14 protein-coding genes are annotated in these 16,710 nt (G+C 65.8%); 7 read left to right on the plus strand and 7 right to left on the minus strand.

The features are described 5' to 3' along the window. Positions 1-6 precede the first annotated feature (6 nt). A complete protein-coding gene (locus BBTA_RS32710; RefSeq protein ID WP_012046800.1) occupies positions 7-321 on the minus strand; it encodes a DUF2849 domain-containing protein in 315 nt (104 codons plus the stop codon). Next, positions 322-1,752 carry a siroheme synthase CysG gene (gene cysG, locus BBTA_RS32715; RefSeq protein ID WP_012046801.1) on the minus strand — a complete coding sequence of 477 codons (1,431 nt, stop codon included), beginning with the start codon at positions 1,750-1,752 and terminating at the stop codon, positions 322-324. A gap of 204 nt (positions 1,753-1,956) precedes the next feature. On the opposite strand from cysG, the gene cysD reads away from it, so the two are divergent. Then, positions 1,957-2,781, plus strand: a complete 825-nt coding sequence (cysD, locus tag BBTA_RS32720; RefSeq protein WP_012046802.1) for a sulfate adenylyltransferase subunit CysD — start codon at positions 1,957-1,959, stop codon at positions 2,779-2,781. Positions 2,782-2,794: 13 nt separating this feature from the next. Beyond that, on the plus strand, positions 2,795-4,711 hold the full coding sequence (gene cysC, locus BBTA_RS32725) for an adenylyl-sulfate kinase (protein WP_041751046.1): 1,917 nt from the start codon (positions 2,795-2,797) through the stop codon (positions 4,709-4,711). Positions 4,712-4,998: 287 nt separating this feature from the next. Here cysC and BBTA_RS32730 read toward each other — a convergent pair whose 3' ends face one another. Beyond that, positions 4,999-5,988, minus strand: a complete 990-nt coding sequence (locus BBTA_RS32730; protein ID WP_012046804.1) for a cytochrome-c peroxidase — start codon at positions 5,986-5,988, stop codon at positions 4,999-5,001. 325 nt (positions 5,989-6,313) lie between these two features. Here BBTA_RS32730 and BBTA_RS32735 point away from each other — a divergent pair, with 325 nt between their 5' ends. Continuing rightward, positions 6,314-6,682 (plus strand): hypothetical protein, encoded by a 369-nt coding sequence (locus BBTA_RS32735; protein WP_012046805.1) that lies wholly within the window; start codon positions 6,314-6,316, stop codon positions 6,680-6,682. 52 nt (positions 6,683-6,734) lie between these two features. On the opposite strand, the gene BBTA_RS38340 is transcribed toward BBTA_RS32735, so the two are convergent. After that, a complete protein-coding gene (locus BBTA_RS38340; RefSeq protein WP_168167936.1) occupies positions 6,735-7,805 on the minus strand; it encodes a phosphatase PAP2 family protein in 1,071 nt (356 codons plus the stop codon). Positions 7,806-8,062: 257 nt separating this feature from the next. Between BBTA_RS38340 and BBTA_RS41005 the strand changes: the two genes are divergently transcribed. Continuing rightward, the gene (locus BBTA_RS41005) at positions 8,063-8,338 is read left to right on the plus strand and encodes a hypothetical protein (RefSeq protein ID WP_168167937.1); all 276 of its coding nucleotides are present in this window, start codon (positions 8,063-8,065) and stop codon (positions 8,336-8,338) included. 938 nt (positions 8,339-9,276) lie between these two features. Further along, positions 9,277-11,439 (plus strand): malate synthase G, encoded by a 2,163-nt coding sequence (locus tag BBTA_RS32745; protein ID WP_012046808.1) that lies wholly within the window; start codon positions 9,277-9,279, stop codon positions 11,437-11,439. Positions 11,440-11,498: 59 nt separating this feature from the next. On the opposite strand, the gene BBTA_RS39785 is transcribed toward BBTA_RS32745, so the two are convergent. After that, complete coding sequence (locus tag BBTA_RS39785; RefSeq protein ID WP_012046809.1) at positions 11,499-11,654, minus strand: Thivi_2564 family membrane protein; 156 nt, start codon at positions 11,652-11,654, stop codon at positions 11,499-11,501. 178 nt (positions 11,655-11,832) lie between these two features. Between BBTA_RS39785 and BBTA_RS32750 the strand changes: the two genes are divergently transcribed. Next, positions 11,833-13,926: a methyl-accepting chemotaxis protein gene (locus tag BBTA_RS32750; protein ID WP_012046810.1), complete on the plus strand. Its 2,094-nt coding sequence runs from the start codon at positions 11,833-11,835 to the stop codon at positions 13,924-13,926. A 9-nt stretch (positions 13,927-13,935) separates the two neighbouring features. Here BBTA_RS32750 and BBTA_RS32755 read toward each other — a convergent pair whose 3' ends face one another. Then, the gene (locus BBTA_RS32755; RefSeq protein WP_012046811.1) at positions 13,936-14,592 is read right to left on the minus strand and encodes a DUF2865 domain-containing protein; all 657 of its coding nucleotides are present in this window, start codon (positions 14,590-14,592) and stop codon (positions 13,936-13,938) included. 15 nt (positions 14,593-14,607) lie between these two features. Continuing rightward, positions 14,608-15,351 carry a L,D-transpeptidase gene (locus BBTA_RS32760; RefSeq protein ID WP_012046812.1) on the minus strand — a complete coding sequence of 248 codons (744 nt, stop codon included), beginning with the start codon at positions 15,349-15,351 and terminating at the stop codon, positions 14,608-14,610. Between the two features lie 224 nt (positions 15,352-15,575). Between BBTA_RS32760 and BBTA_RS32765 the strand changes: the two genes are divergently transcribed. Beyond that, on the plus strand, positions 15,576-16,694 hold the full coding sequence (locus BBTA_RS32765; RefSeq protein WP_012046813.1) for an AI-2E family transporter: 1,119 nt from the start codon (positions 15,576-15,578) through the stop codon (positions 16,692-16,694). Positions 16,695-16,710: the final 16 nt, after the last annotated feature.

Genomic DNA, 16,710 nt, shown 5'->3' on the forward strand with positions numbered 1-16,710 from the left:
GGGCCTTCAGGCTTGAGCCGGCAGCGCGATGGTGGTGCCCGTCAGCCGGATATGTTCGCGCATATTGCCGGGCTTGACCGCGCCGTCCGTCGCAACCTCAACCGGTGCGATGTAGGGGCCGATCGCGTTGAGATCATCGGCGACCGCTTCCGACAGCAGCGCGCGCGCTTCGTCGGCGGTGCGGACGATCGCGGCGTCGGTCAATTCGTCGGACCAGCTCTTGGTGCCGGTGCGGTAGATCACGGCGCCGTCCCAGGTCCGGTTCGCAGTGATGATCGAGGGACCGGTGATCTTGATCTTCTGTTGCAGCGGGGAGGTCATTCAGACGGGTTCCAGGAGTTTTGCAATCACGCCACTGAGGTTCTTCTGACGCCACGGCGCTGAATGCGCCACGACGTCGCCGATGATGAGGATAGCCGGGCCGCCATCAATCTGGCCGACCAGATCCGGCAGCTGATCCAAGGTGCCGACCGCCGCCTGCGCATCCGGCCGCGTCACGCGCGCGAACACGCCGACCGGCGTCTGCGGCGAGCGGCCGGCGGCGAGGAGGCCGGCGCGCACGGCGGGCGCCGCCGTCATGCCCATGTAGACGACGACGGTCATCTTGGTGTCTGTCAGCGCCGACCAGTCGACCGCCTCGGCGTCGCGCTCCTTGTGCGCGGTGAGGAAGGTGATGCGCAGCGCCTTGCTGCGGAACGTCAGGGGCACCTCGAACTGCGCGGCGGCGCCGATGCCGGCAGTGATGCCGGGCACGATGGTGTAGGCGACGCCGGCATGGCGCAGCGCGTCGACCTCCTCGCCGCCGCGGCCGAACACGTAGGAGTCGCCACCCTTCAGCCGGACGGCGCGCTTGCCCTCGCGCGCGGCCTCGATCAGCAGCTTGTTGACGGCGTCCTGGCCGATGCCGGGCTTGCCGACGCGGCGGCCGACCGGCACGCGCGAGGCGTCGCGGCGGATGCGGTCGAGAATCTCCGGCGTGACCAGCTCGTCATAGTAAACGACGTCGGCGTCCTGCAGCGCGCGCAGCGCCTTGATGGTGAGAAGATCGGGATCGCCGGGACCGGCGCCGACCAGCGTCACATGACCGTCGCTGCGGCCCGCATGATCCGCACCGGCAAAGGCGGAGGGATCCGCGATGCCATGCAGCGCCGCCGCGGCCTCATGCTTGCGCCCCGCCAGCACCAATGCGCCGATCGGGCCGTCGACGATGCGCTCCCAGAACCGGCGGCGCAGCGGCATCTCGGGGATGCGCGGATTGATGGTCTTGCGGAAGTCGCCGATGAAGCTCGCGAGTTCGCCGATCCGCGCCGGCAGTAGCGCCTCGATGCGCTCACGCACGCGGCGCGCCACCACCGGCGACGAGCCGCCGGTGCCGATCGCGACCACGACATCGCCGCGATCGACGATCGCCGGAAAGATGAAACTGGAATGCGCCAGGTCGTCCATCACATTGACGGGCAGACCGACTGCGCGCGCCCGCGCCGACATCGCCACACCGATGTCGCCGGCGCCGGCGCACAGCACCGCGATCACACCCGAGAGGTCAGCGCTCAGCGGATCGCCGTCGGCGCGCGCGATCTGGCCATGATCATCGTGCAGCCCGCCGAGTTCGAAATCGCCATCGGTGGCGAACCAGCGGATGCGAGCGCCCGCCGCCAACAACACCCGAAGCTTGGCGCGCACGAGCTCGCCCGCGCCGATCAGCAGCACGGGGCCGGTCTTCAGATCGAGAAACACCGGCAGATATTGCATTGCGCTCTTCGGTTTCGACTCTTCGGGGTTGACTGGAATTATTTTCTATATAAGTGTCCCCGCCGGAACGCAAAGAGAAAAATATTCCTTGGCTTCGCCATAGAATTTTCTCCCAAGTAGGCGAAGGCTCGCAGCATGCACATTCTCACAAACGACGTTTCGAGAGATCGGTTGCCCTCCTCTGAGCTCGACCAGGCATCTTCCATGCCGCGCGCCCTCAGCGCCGCGCCGACGATGGATCATCTCGACCAGTTGGAGGCGCAGAGCATTTACATTCTCCGCGAGGCCTTTGCACGGCTGAAGAAGCTCGCTTTGCTGTGGTCGCTGGGAAAAGATTCCAATGTGATGATCTGGCTCGCGCGCAAGGCTTTCTTCGGCCGCGTGCCGTTTCCGGCCATGCATGTCGATACCGGCAAGAAGTTTCCGGAGATGTACGCCTTCCGCGACACTTATGCGCAGGAATGGGGCCTCGATCTGCGCGTCGAGCCGTGCCCGCCCATCGACGCCGTCGATCCGACCTTGCCACCCGCGGCGCGCTCGGCCGCCCGCAAGACCGAGGGCCTGAAGATGGCGCTCGCCAAGCACGGCTTCGACGGCCTGATCGCCGGCATCCGCCGCGACGAGGAGGCAACCCGCGCCAAGGAGCGCGTGTTCTCGCCACGCGGCGCCGAGGGCAATTGGGACGTGCGCGACCAGCCGCCGGAATTCTGGGACCATTTCAACGCCTCGCCGCCGCCGGGCGCGCATCTGCGCATCCATCCGATCCTGCATTGGACCGAGGCCGACATCTGGGCCTACACCGCGCGCGAGAACATTCCGATCATCCCGCTGTATCTCTCCAAGAACGGCAAGCGCTATCGCTCGCTCGGCGACCAGGACATCACGTTCCCCGTCGCCTCCAATGCCTCGAACATCGCCGAGATTCTGGCCGAGCTCGAAAGCACCAAGGTGCCGGAGCGTGCGGGACGCGCGCTCGACCACGAGACCGAGGATGCGTTCGAGCGGCTTCGTGTCGCCGGCTATCTGTGAGCGGAGCGAGGCAATGAACATGCGCGTCCCCTCCGCCGCCCCCGCCACGCCGAACGGCACCACCCGCCCGCAGGTCAGCATCGTCATCGTCGGCCATGTCGATCACGGCAAGTCGACCCTGGTCGGCCGCCTGCTGCATGAGACCGGCAGCCTGCCCGACGGCAAGCTGGAGATGCTGCAGGCGGTCTCCGCCCGCCGCGGCATGCCGTTCGAATGGTCGTTCCTGCTCGACGCGCTGCAGACCGAGCGCGACCAGGGCATCACCATCGACACCACCCAGATCCGCTTCCGCACCAATGCGCGCGAGGTCGTGCTGATCGACGCGCCCGGCCACGCCGAATTCCTGCGCAACATGATCACCGGCGCCTCGCAGGCCGACGGCGCGGTGCTGATCATCGACGCGCTCGAAGGCGTGCGCGACCAGACCCGCCGCCACGGCTATCTCTTGCACCTGCTCGGCGTGAAGCAGGTCGCCGTCGTCGTCAACAAGATGGACCGCGTCGATTTCGGCCAGGACCGCTTCAACGAGATCAAGACCGAGATCTCCGCCCACCTCGAAGGCCTCGGCGTCAAGCCGGTCGCCGTAATCCCGATCTCGGCGCGCGACGGCGATGGCGTCGCCCAGCACACCTCGCGCATCCGCTGGTATGACGGCCCGACCGTGGTCGAGGCGCTCGACGGCCTGGAGCCGGCCAAGCCGCTGTCGAGCCTGCCGCTGCGGCTGCCGGTGCAGGCAATCTACAAGTTCGACGACCGCCGCATCGTCGCCGGCCGCGTCGAGGCCGGCGAGCTCCAGACCGGCGACGAGATCGTGATTATGCCGGCCGGCAAGATCGCCAAGATCAAGACCGTCGAGGGCTGGCCGCAAACCCCGGTCACCGCGCCGCAAGGCGCGGGCCGCTCGGTCGGCATCACGCTCGACCGTGAACTGTTCATCGAGCGCGGCGACGTCATCGCCCATGTCGGCCGCGAGCCGCAGGCGGCGCGGCGGCTGCACGCCCGGATCTTCTGGCTGCACGACCAGCCGCTCGCCAAAGGCGACAACATCCTGGTGCGGCTCGGCACCCGCGAGGCGCGCGGCAGCGTGGTCGCGATCGAGAAGGCGGTCGATCCGGGTTCGCTCTCCAACGAAGAGAACGCCGCGATCGCGCGCAACCATGTCGGCGAGATCGAGATCGCGCTGACCCAGCCGGTGGCCGTCGATCCCTACACCGAGAACGCGCGCACCGGCCGCCTCGTCATCGAGGTCCAGGGCCGCATTGCCGGCGGCGGGCTGGTGCTGTCGATCGCGGCCGGCAAACGCGCCGCGCCGGTCGACATCATGCCGGTGGAGTCGGCGCTGCAGCCGCAGGAGCGCGCCGACCGCTATCGCCACAAGGGCGCCGTGGTGTGGATGACCGGGCTGCCGGGCGCCGGCAAGTCGACCTTGGCGCGTGCGCTGGAGCGGCGGCTGTTCAGCCGCGGCGGCAACCCGGTGCTGCTCGACGGCGACACCCTGCGCGCCGGCCTCAACAAGGATCTCGGCTTCACGCCGGAGGACCGCGCCGAGAACATCCGCCGCCTCGCCGAGGTCGCGACCCATCTCGCCCGCAACGGCCAGATTGCGATCGTCGCCGCCGTGTCGCCGGCGCGCGACGACCGTGCCGCGGCCCGCCGCATCGCCGGCGATCTGTTCCGCGAGGTCCACGTCGCAACACCGGCCGAGATCTGCGAGAGCCGCGATCCCAAGGGCCATTACGCCAAGGCCCGCGCCGGAGCCTTGCAGAACTTCACCGGCATCGGCACCGACTATGAGCCGCCGCTCGACGCGGAACTCGTGATCGACACCGCCACACGCGGCATCGCCGACGCGACCGACGAATTGGAAGCACTGCTCTCGAAGACCGGCGTGCTGTTCGACGACATCGCCGATCTCGGCGCCAATATCTGAACTCGACCAGCGTCTCCCCCCGGAATCGGGCATTGTTTCCGGGGTGAGCTCTCGCCGTCTCCACCGCTGTCATGCTCCGCGAAGGCGGAGCATCCAGTACTCCGCGGCAGAAGACATTGAACCGGGATGTCACGGCGGACTGGAGCGTCCGCCGGAGCCTGTCCTCGGGCTCGCCAAAGGCGAGACCCGCGGGCGAACAGCAGAGGCCAAAATCTCGAGATCAGCTTAACCACGACAATGGAGTCGGTGGTGTCGGTCGGGCAGGACTTTCCTTCGATGTCGCCGCGTCAGAGCGCACCGACATAGGCGGTGAGATCGTCGAGCTCGGCGTCGGTCGGCTGCCGCGACTCCATCTTCTTGGCGTAGACTTCCCACATCATCTTCACCGCCTCGCGCAGCGAGGCGGTGCGGCCGTCGTGGAAATACGGCGCGGTCGACGCCACCGCGCGCAGCGCCGGCACCTTGAACTTGCCGCCGGTGCCAATGTCGTCGCGGCTCTTCTTGTCGAAGCTCGTCAGTTGATGGCAGGTGCCACAGCCGCCATCGCCGAGATAAAGCTCGTAGCCACGCTTCACCGCCGCGCTGGCGTCGGCCGTCGGCGAGCCATCCTCCTTGAGCTGCCAATTCGCCGGATATTTCAAGGTGCGCACATAGGCGACCAGGGCCGCCAAGGTCTCCTTCGACGGCTCCGGTCCCTTCATGCGGTTGACGATGATGCCGCGGATGCTGTCCTCCAGGGTCGCAGCCTGGCCGGCCCAGCCGAACACCGAGCGCTCGCCGACGCCCCAGAGCGTCGGCGTGTTGCGGCCATTGGGATCGCCATCTGCGACCACGTCGAGCCCGACATAGGTCTTGTTGTTGGTATGCCCGGTCGAGAAGTGGCAGGTCGCGCAGGACGCCTTGCTGCCGCCGGACAGGCTGGCGTCGTTGAACAGCTGCAGCCCCTTGGCCGCGAGCTCTGCCTCGGAGAGTTGGGCCGGCGGCGTCTCAGCGGCAGCAGCGACCTGCGGTGCCGCCTTCGGCTTCTCCGTCGCCGCGGCCGCATGCGGCGGCTGATGCGCGGCCCGGTGCGGATCCCGATTCGGATCCTTGGGCTTTTGCCCTATCGCCGCAGCAAGCAGCGACAAGGGCTTTCCCACAATGGCAGCAAAATGCGGCGGCGTCGGCTTTGGCTCTACCGCAGCAAGGTATGGCGCAACGGACTTGTCGGCCGCCAGTGCGGGCAGAGCGAGCAGGCCAAGACACAACACGACCAACCGCACTCCAGTCACCGACATGACTCGTCTCCCCCGCACCCTCTACATGCAAATCATTGTTGATAGCTTTTACGTCCGAAGTAGGACTGTGCGGCGGCGAGGAATCGACGCGCGAGTGTCGGCCGCCGCACAACCGATGACGGTCGGGTCTCGATAGCGCTTGGCCATCGGCGCGGCTGCCGTCAGCGTCGCATCCGTGTGATGGGAGTCACGGTCGATGCGGGCGGGGCGTCCTAACGCTACGCCCACGGCCAGCGCGCTGAGCAAGCCGCGCAGCGGACACGTCGTCCAGGCCGACCGGCCATCCATCCTCAGCGCTCATTCACACACTCAAGGAGAGGTCACCATGTCGCGCTCCACCGTCACCAAGATCGGCTTCGCTTTGTCTCTCATCATCACCAGCCTCGGCGCGATGTCGCAGGCGCAGGCCGGCGGCGCCTACGGACCCGACACCTGCAAGGTCGGCTATGTCTGGCGCGAAGCCTATCCCGGCGACCACACCTGCGTGACACCGGAGCAGCGCGCCCGCGCCGCGCTCGACAACCGCCAGGCCGGCAACCGCGTCAGCGCCACCGACCGCACCTATGGCTCCAGGACCTGCCGTCAGGGCTACGTCTGGCGCGAGGCCTATGTCGGCGACACCACCTGCGTCACCCCCGAGCAGCGCGCCCGCGTGAAGTACGACAACGCCCGCGCCAACGGACGATATCAATAAGGTCGTTCGAGACTGCTGGCAGGGCGGATGAGCAACGCGTCACCCGCCCTTTTCAGCTGCCGCGCCGACGCCGCATGCTTAGGCGTTGTGAGATTGACGAAACCTGGGGCGAGCAAGGCGTCACCGCGAGTCGGCGCGTCTTTGCCATCGCATGAGCTGTTCGCGCCGGCTCCGTCCGCTGGCGAAGTCCAAACATCGCCCCGCGTCGATCCATCGACGGCAGGCGAAGCGACGATGCCGCGGCGGTTGCCAGCACGGCGACGACGATCCCGGCGATCACGTCGATGAAGTAATGCCCACCCACCAGCGGCGTGACCACCAGCATGCCACCATTGGTGACGATCGCGATCGGCCGGCTCCACCACACGCTCCAGCATCCCCAAAGCGCCAGCGCCGCCGCCGCTGCATGGAAGCTCGGGAAAGTCACGATACCTCCCAATTGCGTCACGTTGAGCGCCCGCAGCGATCCGTCGCGCACGAACGGCAGACGATCGAGCTGCACCAGATAGCCCGTCGCCCGGAAGTCCGCCGTCTCCGGTGGCAGGCCGTAATGCTGGTAGGTGCCGACAGCCGGAAACAGCGCCGACACCAGCGCCGTCACGAACACCGCAATCACGCAGGCCAGCGTAAACTGCTGAAGACGGAGAGGGTTCTTCGTCAACCCGAGCAACAGCGGGACGCCGAGGCCGAGCCATCCGATCATCGCATAGAACATCGGAACGTAGCGCAGCAGCTCCGGTTGCGAGACGAAGTAGCGATAGTAGCCCGGCCAATCCAGTCCGAGCAGCTCGTCGAGCCGGGCCAGGCTGTGATCCTGCAGCGGCAGAGCCGCCGATGCCGCGATGTAGGAGAGCGGCGTGCCGCAGAGGAATAGGATGTTGAGCTGGGCCAGCGCGAGCAGCACGAAGGCCGGCCGCAGACCCCACGACCACCGGGAGATGACATAGCCGACCGCAGCGAATGCGGCCGCTGTTTCGACCGAGGCCAGCAGGCCACTCTCGACGACAAACGAGAACTGCGAGCTCGCCATGCAAATCGCGACGATCAGATAGATCGCAACGAGTGCCAACCATGTGGCGACATGCAGACGCCGCGCGTGATTCAGCTCCGTATCAGCGTTCATCATCCCCACCCCCGGTGACACCCGTAATTATACGGCAACAATCTAAGGTGAGGTTAATTGAGGTTGCACAACTCTATGCAACGCACGTTGGGGCTGAGAATATGCGATCGCGCGCAACGCACACGGCGTTGCCTCGGCCTGCCATCCGTCTTGAAAGACAGAGTCGAACGCATCGCTGCCGGGCCAGCACACGGGTGGCATGACGCACCTGCGCGATGCGCGGGCGCGCATTTGCTTACCCTACGAACGACAACCTAATGACGAAGCACGGGCGTGCGTTCGTAGAGATCGGCGATACGGCAGTTGAGGCCGAAGCCGGGCAGCTACAGCTCGGCTTCGGCGCTCTGCAAAAGCGCGGACGTCCAGGCACCGTCGACCTTCAGATCGAGTGTGACCGCCATTCGATCCTGCGCGATGACAAGCACGGCGCGGCAATGCGGATGCCCTCGGTACAGGTCACGCTTGACCTCGATCCAGCGCCGGTCGGAGACCCTTCAAATGCAAGATCAGGCATGAACGGCTCTCGCGGTTGATGTGCGATCGAGGGCTGGCGCCCCGTAGCTGTTGAAGCCAGCCGCTTGAACTTCTGTTGCAGCAAGCCCGAATTCGCCTGCGCTATCAACCTGATTTGCCCTGTCCAGTCCCCAAGGCAGAAATATTCCTATTTCTTTTTTTCAGAATCAATGCTTATGTCTTCGCGTCCCGTCCCACACGAGGGGCGTTTCGCGACCGTCACGGACGTCGGGTGCGGGATGCGGTGGGCGCTTTGGGCTGCGGCGTGAGCGATCAGGCTGGCGGACAGTCCCTAAGGCGCACGGCCAAGCCGTGGGGTCCTGGCATCCCGATGCTGATGCCACGCAAGCGACGACGCTGACGCGTCGCGCGGGCAACGGTGACCAGAAAGCCCGGCGCACCGGGGAGACCACGGAGCAACCGTTAAAGCCATCGCGCAGGGAAGGCCGGATGTCCGGCTCGTACCTGTGGTGACTGCCGCCTGCTTTTTTGTCTGCAGGCGGGCCATGGGTGCAGCCCGCACCCGGCCTTCCCAGCGCCTCTCGTGTTCGAGAGGCCGCACATCAACAAAGCTCGGACGCGGTCAGGCGTCGCGAGGACGAAGGTGATTGTCCGCAGATGCAGAATCTGACGTGGGCCATGCAACCTCAAGGGGCATTGCGAGCGAAGCGAGGCAAACCAGACTGTCGCCGCCGCGGCAGCCTGGATTGCTTCGTCGCTTCGCTCCTCGCAATGACGGCGAGCGAATGCCTGGACATCAGGGACGACAGATCGCCCCCGGCCCCGGACGACCGCGCCCGGAACCATCCCTGCCCCAGACCAACGGCGATACCCCTCCCCCCTTCCTTGGACCCCGCTTTGGCGCTAAATGCACTGCACGCGCCGCCCCCCGAGGCGGCGATTTCAGCACGCCCAAAACACGCGCAACGTCGCTTTGACCCGAGAGAAACGTCTCATCATGACCCGTATCGACGCCCACGGACTGAAGATCGCCCCGGTTTTGTTCGACTTCATCGCCAAGGAGGCGGCACCCAAGACGGGGATCGATCCGGACGCGTTCTGGGCCGGCGTCGCCGCCATCCTGCGCGATCTCGCCCCGAAGAACCGCGCGCTACTTGCCTACCGGGACGCCCTGCAGGACAAGATCGATGCCTGGCACCTTGCCAACAAGGGCAAGGCCTTCGACCTCGGCGCCTATAAGGCGTTTTTGAAGGAGATCGGGTATCTCCTGCCGGAGCCGGCGACCCACAAGGTCGAGACCGCCAATGTGGACGAGGAGATCGGCAAGATCTGCGGCCCGCAGCTGGTGGTGCCGCTGACCAACGCGCGCTACGCGCTGAACGCCGCGAACGCACGCTGGGGCTCGCTTTACGACGCCTTCTACGGCACCGACGCCATCCCGCATGATCCGAGCGAGGGCGGAAAGGGCTACAACAAGGCGCGCGGCGACAAGGTGATCGCCAAGGCCAAGGCGTTTCTCGACGCGGCTGCGCCGCTCGCCACCGGCAGCCATACCGACGTGACCGCCTACAGCGTGATCGCGGGGCAGCTCTCGGCCAAGCTCAAGAGCGGCAACGCCACGGCGCTGAAGGATGGCGCGCAGTTCGCGGGCTACCAGGGTTCGGCGGAAGCGCCCAGCGTGATCCTGCTCGCCAATAACGGCCTGCACATCGAGGTGGTGATCGATCGCAGCCACGTCATCGGCAAGGACGATCCGGCCGGCGTCTCCGACATGATCCTGGAGGCCGCGGTCTCGACCATTCTCGACATGGAGGACTCGGTCGCCGCGGTCGATGCCGAGGACAAGGTGCTGGTCTATCGCAACACGCTCGGCCTGATGAACGGCACGCTCTCGGCCGATTTCGAGAAGGGCGGCAAGACGCTGACCCGCGCGCTGAACAGCGACCGCAGCTACACCACGCCGTCCGGCGGCACGCTGACTTTGCAAGGGCGCAGCCTGCTGCTGATCCGCAATTGCGGACATCACATGTTCACCGACGCCGTGCTCGACGACAAGGGCGAGGAGGTGCCGGAAGGCATTCTCGACGCTGCCGTGACCGGCCTGCTGGCGATCCACGACCTCAAGGGCCATTCCAAGGTCAAGAACAGCCGCACCGGCTCGATCTACATCGTCAAGCCGAAGATGCACGGCCCCGACGAGGTCGCGCTCACGGTCGAATTGTTCGCGCGCGTCGAGAAGCTGCTCGGCCTGCCCGAGAACAGCATGAAGGTCGGAATCATGGACGAGGAGCGCCGCACCACGGTGAACCTCAAGGCCTGCATCCAGCAGGCTTCCAAGCGCATCGTGTTCATCAATACCGGCTTCCTCGACCGCACCGGCGACGAGATCCACACCTCGATGGAAGCGGGCCCGATGATCCGCAAGAACGAGATGAAGGCGCAGCCCTGGATCAAGTCCTATGAGGATTGGAACGTCGACATGGGCCTGACCTGCGGCCTTCCGGGCCACGCCCAGATCGGCAAGGGCATGTGGGCCGCGCCGGACAAGATGGCGGACATGCTGGCGCAGAAGATCGGCCATCCGCAGGCGGGCGCGACCACCGCCTGGGTGCCGTCACCAACCGCGGCGACGCTGCATGCCCTGCACTATCACCAGGTCAACGTGCACGCCCGTCAGGCCGAGCTCACCAAGGGCGGCCCGCGCGCCAAGCTCGGCGACATCCTCACCATTCCGGTGTCGAACTCGAACTGGGCCCCCGACGACGTCCGCCAGGAGATCGACAACAACTGCCAGGGCATTCTCGGCTATGTCGTGCGCTGGATCGACCAGGGCGTCGGCTGCTCCAAGGTGCCGGACATCCACGATGTCGGCCTGATGGAGGATCGTGCGACCTTGCGCATCTCCAGCCAGCATCTTGCCAACTGGCTGCACCATGGCGTCGTCACCAAGGACCAGGTGATGGACTCGCTGAAGCGCATGGCCGTGGTGGTCGACAAGCAGAATGCCGGAGATCCGCTCTACAAGCCGATGGCGCCGTCATTCGATGGCGTCGCGTTCAAGGCGGCGTGCGATCTGGTGTTCGAAGGTCGCACCCAGCCCAACGGCTACACCGAGTACATCCTGACCGCGCGGCGCCGTGAGGCAAAAGCGCAGGCCTGACGACAAGCCCCGGCTCAGCCGGGGCTTTTTTTACTCAGCATGAGGTAACATGATCCCGCTCATATCACCGCGATGTATCGCAGCAGCGAGATCACCCCGAGCACGATCACGACGACCCGGCAGATCTGCTTGGCCCGTCCGTCGAGCGGCAGCAGATTGATGAGATACAGGATCAAGAGAACGACGAGGAAGGTGACGAGAGCACTGATGAGCATGAATGAGCCCCTGAAACGAGAGGAGAATGCGCTGGCGGTGATCAGCTAACCCGTTCGACGGCTGGCAGTTCCATTACCGGAACCTGAGCGCTCAACGGCGTATCCGTAATTCCACGGAGCCAACCCTGATCCAGATTTTTACGGGTTTGCGGTCGAATGCCGAGAATCGGAGATCAACATGCTGAACCGCCTGACCATTTCCACGACGTTGAAGACCATCATCCTGGTGACGGCATGCCTGTTTGTCGCGCTGTTCGCCTCGCGGGCCTACAATTCGTGGCAGCAGCTCAGGCTGACCGCGCGCATCGCCTCGATCGTCGATGCCTCCGAAAGCATGTTCAAAGCGATGGACAAGCTGCGGGCCGACCGCTCGACCTCGAACCGCATGGTGACCGTGGACGAGAAGGTCGAACCCGAGACCGAGCGATACGTCCGCGCGCTGCGGGACGTCGCCATGCCTTCCATGGGCCGCGCCCTGAACATCCTGCCGGGCATCGACTTTACCGACAAGGCGGCGCTGCTCTCGCAGTTCCAGCAATTGCTGACGACGCTGAGCGATCAGCAGAAGGAATTCTGGCAGGAGGTCGCCAAACCGAAGGCGTCACGCCGGCTGGCGCTCGGCAAGGAATACATGCAGACCGAGGACAGGCTGCTGGAAACGCTCGAGAAGATCCAGGCCATTCTCGCCGCCGAGGTCAACCATGCGGATCCGACCATCGATCAGTTGCTGCAGATCAAGCAGATCGCATGGTTGCTGCGCAACACCGCCGGCGACGCCTCCTTCCTGGTTTCGAACGGGCTCGCCGCGGGCAAGATCACGCCCGAGGCGCGGCTGAACTATACCAAGGCGGTCGGCGGCGCCGAGGCCGCGTGGAAGGCGCTCGAACTGGTGACGACCGGCGCAAAATGGCCGGCAGCGATGACGACTGCGCTGGAAGCCACGCGCAAGGCCTATTTCGACGCGGAATATACGGCGCTGCGGGATCGCCTGGTCAACGCGGTCGCGAATGGCGAGACGCCGGAAATGGTGGCCAACAAATGGAGCCCGTTCACGGTTGGGCGCCTGAATGCCGCGGTTGCGGTCGCCGAGACTGCGCTTGAAACCGCAAGAACCTATATTGAGGAGCAGCATGCGGCCGCCTTGCGGACCCTCGGCGTCGAACTCTGCCTCCTGATCGCGGCAACCGTGATCGGCGGTGCCGCCCTGACGCTGGTGAGCCGTCGGGTGATCCGGCCCCTCAACGAGATGCGAGATGCCATGCTGGCGGTTGCCGGCGGCGATCTCAGCGTCGAGACCGGCTACGTGCAGCGCCAGGACGAGATCGGTGCGCTGGCAGGTGCGCTCGAAACGTTCAAGCAGCAGGCCAAGGACAAGCTCGCGATCGAGGCCCAGGAGCGCCAACGCAACGAAACGACGATCGCGCGCCAGCGGGCGATCGAAAGCTATGTGAGCGAGTTCGAGGGGCTGGTGCGCGAGTCGCTCGAGCAGCTCGGCCGCGCTTCCACCGACATGCAGGCGACGTCGTCCGGCCTGACCAATGTCTCGCGGCAGACCAATGCCCGCGCCGAGGTGGCTGAGAAGGCCTCGAACGATGCTTCGATGAGCGTGCAGACGGTCGCCTCCGCGGCGGAGGAACTCAACGCCTCGATTGCCGATATCAGCAAGCAGGCCTCGCATGCCGCCGGCATCGCCAGCCGCGCCGTGGAGCAGGCGCGCATGACCGACGGCACCGTGCAGGGCCTGTCGCAATCGGCCAACCGCATCGGTGAGGTGGTGGGCCTGATCAACAGCATCGCCTCGCAGACCAATCTGCTGGCGCTGAACGCCACCATCGAGGCGGCGCGTGCCGGCGAGGCCGGCAAGGGCTTTGCCGTCGTGGCCTCGGAGGTCAAGACCTTGGCGAGCCAGACCGCCAAGGCGACCGACGAGATCTCCGAGCAGATCTCCGACATTCAGCGCGTCGCCAATGATGCGATCGATGCGATCCAGCGCATCGGCGGCATCATCGGCGAGGTCAATGAGGTCGCCACCGCGATTGCCGCCGCCGTGCAGGAGCAGGGTGCAGCAACGCAGGAGATCTCGCGCAGCACCCAGTTTGCCGCCGACGGCACCAAGAACGTCTCCGACAACATCACCGGGGTGAAGTCCGACGCCGACGCCGCAGCCGCCGCGGCCGAGAACGTCCGGCACGCCTCCGAGACGCTGGAAAACCAGAGCCGAAATCTCCGTCACCAGGTCACGGACTTCCTCAGCAAGATCCGCGCGGCATGAGGCGCCGGGTCAGTCGGCCGCCATCAGCGGGGCTCGCTCATACTTCGCGCGTAGCGATGCCGGCGCCGGCGAGAAGTTGAGCTCCGCGCTCTTGCGGCCTGCACTGCGGTTCGCCACCTTGAGGCCGTCGTCGCTGGCCACGATGTCGCCCTTGCGCAGGGTCGGGTCGTTGTCGATCGAGACCTGGGCGAGGCCGAAATGGTCCTTGCCATTGCAGGTGCAGCTGTCGACCACCTCGGTGCGATAGCGGAAGGCGTTGGGCAGCGCCGAATAGGGCTTGCCGCTCTCGGTCTCGGCGCCGTCGATCGAACTGCCATAGACGATCTCGGTCTTGGCGGCCGGGCAGAAGCTGTTGCAGGCCGCTTCCTTGCTCTGGTCGCCGGTGGCGCCGAGCGGGAAGTAGCGGCCATCACAGGTCCGGACGCACCAGGCGACACTGCCGCCGCCACCGCGGGAGGTGGCCTCGCCGCGCGGCGCCGGGCGCGGCGCAGGCGCTTCGTCGGCGAACGGCATCCGGACGTAGGGCTGCGGCGCCTGCCGGGCATTGAAGCCGCCGAACAGCGCCGAGAAAAAATCCTGCGCACGCGCCGCGCTCGGCCCGGACAGCGCGGCAGCCGTCGTGATGGTTGCCACCGCGATGGCCGCGCATATGCTTCGACTGGTCATGGCTCCGCTCTCCGATCAGTTCACGGCCGCCACCGGCAGCGACATCGCCTGCCGCCCGGACGGCAGCGGGGTCCCACGCCCCGGTGTCGTGCGGGCCTGCAGCGACGCGTTCTTCGGCAGCACGACGACCTTGCTGCCCAGCTGCACCCGGCTGAACAGGTCGGTGACGTCCTCATTGGTCAGGCGAATGCAGCCCGAGGAGACGAACTTGCCGATCGTGGTCGGGTCGTTGGTGCCATGGATGCGGTATTCGCTGGAGCCGAGATACATCGCGCGCGCACCGAGCGGATTGCCTGGACCGCCGGCCATGAAGCGCGGCAGATAGGGCTGGCGCGCGATCATCTGGGCCGGCGGATGCCAATCTGGCCATTCCGCCTTCCGGGTGATGGTCTGCACGCCGGTCCAGGTAAAGCCTTCCCGGCCGACGCCCACGCCGTAGCGCAGCGCCCGGCCACCGCCGAGCACGTAGTACAGATAGGTGTTGCCGGTATCGATGATGATCGTCCCCGGCGCCTCCCGCGTATCCAGGTTGACGATCGTGCGGCGCAGCCGGTCCGGCAGCAGGCTGTCCTCGTCCTGCGCGGTGTTGGGCGCTGTTGACTCATCGGGCGGAAAGGTCTGCTGCTCGATCGGCGCGTAACCGAGGCTTTGCGCACGAGCATCTGTCACGGCAGGCCCGAGCAGGAGAGCGACAGTACCGGCCATCACGATGGCGGTCCGCCGCGAGAAGCGGCGCGCGCCAGAAACAAGCTGTGTCATGGAGTGCCCCTGTCAAACGAGCATCGCGGTGCGACGCATGATCGCTTCTCCAACGCCCATCGGCGCGCCGCAGTTCCGGCCCGATGTGGCTCCTCTACATCAGTCAAGCCAGCAGGCCCTCACGTTCACGCGACGGAACCCGATGCCACCTTCGTGTGTTTGCGCAGAACAGAACGTCGCCGGCGGGAGAGCTGCGCGCGAGAACTCCATCGGGGGAAACAATGGTGCGTGTACTTCCCACCGAGCGGGTGACGGCTGGCGGCAACGACAGCTCAGCCCTGACCGAGAGCCGTCACGAGCTCCCTCCCGTCATCAAGCGCGCCGAGATCGTCGCCGTCGCCCTGGTGATTCTGACGGCGATCTGCGTCACCGGCGTCCTCTATGTCGCCAAGGGATTCTTTCTTCCGATCGTCATGGCATTCGTGGTCGGAACGATGCTGTCGCCGGCGGCCAACTTCCTTGAGCGTCATCGTGTGCCGCGCGGTATCGGCGCGGTGCTCATCGTGATCGCGGTCGCCGCCGGACTGGCCTTCATCATCGGCCTGATCTCGGCGCCCGTGCTCGACTGGACCAACCGACTTCCTGAACTCGCCACCCAGCTCAAGGCCAAACTGCACGTCTTCGATCGACCGTTCGCGATGTGGCATGAGATGCAGGCGGCGATTGGCGGCGGCAGCGCGCAGGCGCCTCCGAGCCTCGAGCTGCCGAAATTCGACTGGGTGCAACCGACCATCGAGTTCCTGTCGCCGACCTTTACAGAATTCCTGCTGTTCTTCGCGACGCTTGTCCTGTTCATCGCGAGCTGGCGCGATCTGCGGCGCACCCTGATCATGACCTTCGGAGACCATGATGCGCGATTGCGGACGCTGCGCATCCTCAATGAGCTCGAACTGCATCTCGGCAATTATCTGCTGACCGTTACACTCATCAATACGGGCGTTGGCGTCGCGACCGGGCTCGCCTGCGCGCTCACGGGCATGCCCAATCCGGCCGGCCTCGGCGCGCTTGCCGCCACGTTGAACTTCATTCCGATCATCGGGCCCATCGCGACGTTCTGCGTCCTGATTATGGTCGGCTTGATCGCATTCCCGACCTTGAGCGGCGGAATGGTCGCGCCCCTCATCTTCGCCGCGATCACCTTCATGGAGGGGCATTTTGTGACGCCGACGATCATCGGCAGACGCCTGGCCCTCAACGCGCTGGCCGTGTTCATCGCGCTCGCCTTCTGGACGTGGCTATGGGGTCCGATGGGCGCCTTCCTTGCCTCGCCGCTGCTCATCGTGGCGCTGATCGTGAAAGAGCACCTGCTGCCGGACACTTCGCCGCAACTACCCGCCGACTAATTCAGTTTCATCCAAG

Source organism: Bradyrhizobium sp. BTAi1 (assembly GCF_000015165.1).
Taxonomy (GTDB): domain Bacteria; phylum Pseudomonadota; class Alphaproteobacteria; order Rhizobiales; family Xanthobacteraceae; genus Bradyrhizobium; species Bradyrhizobium denitrificans.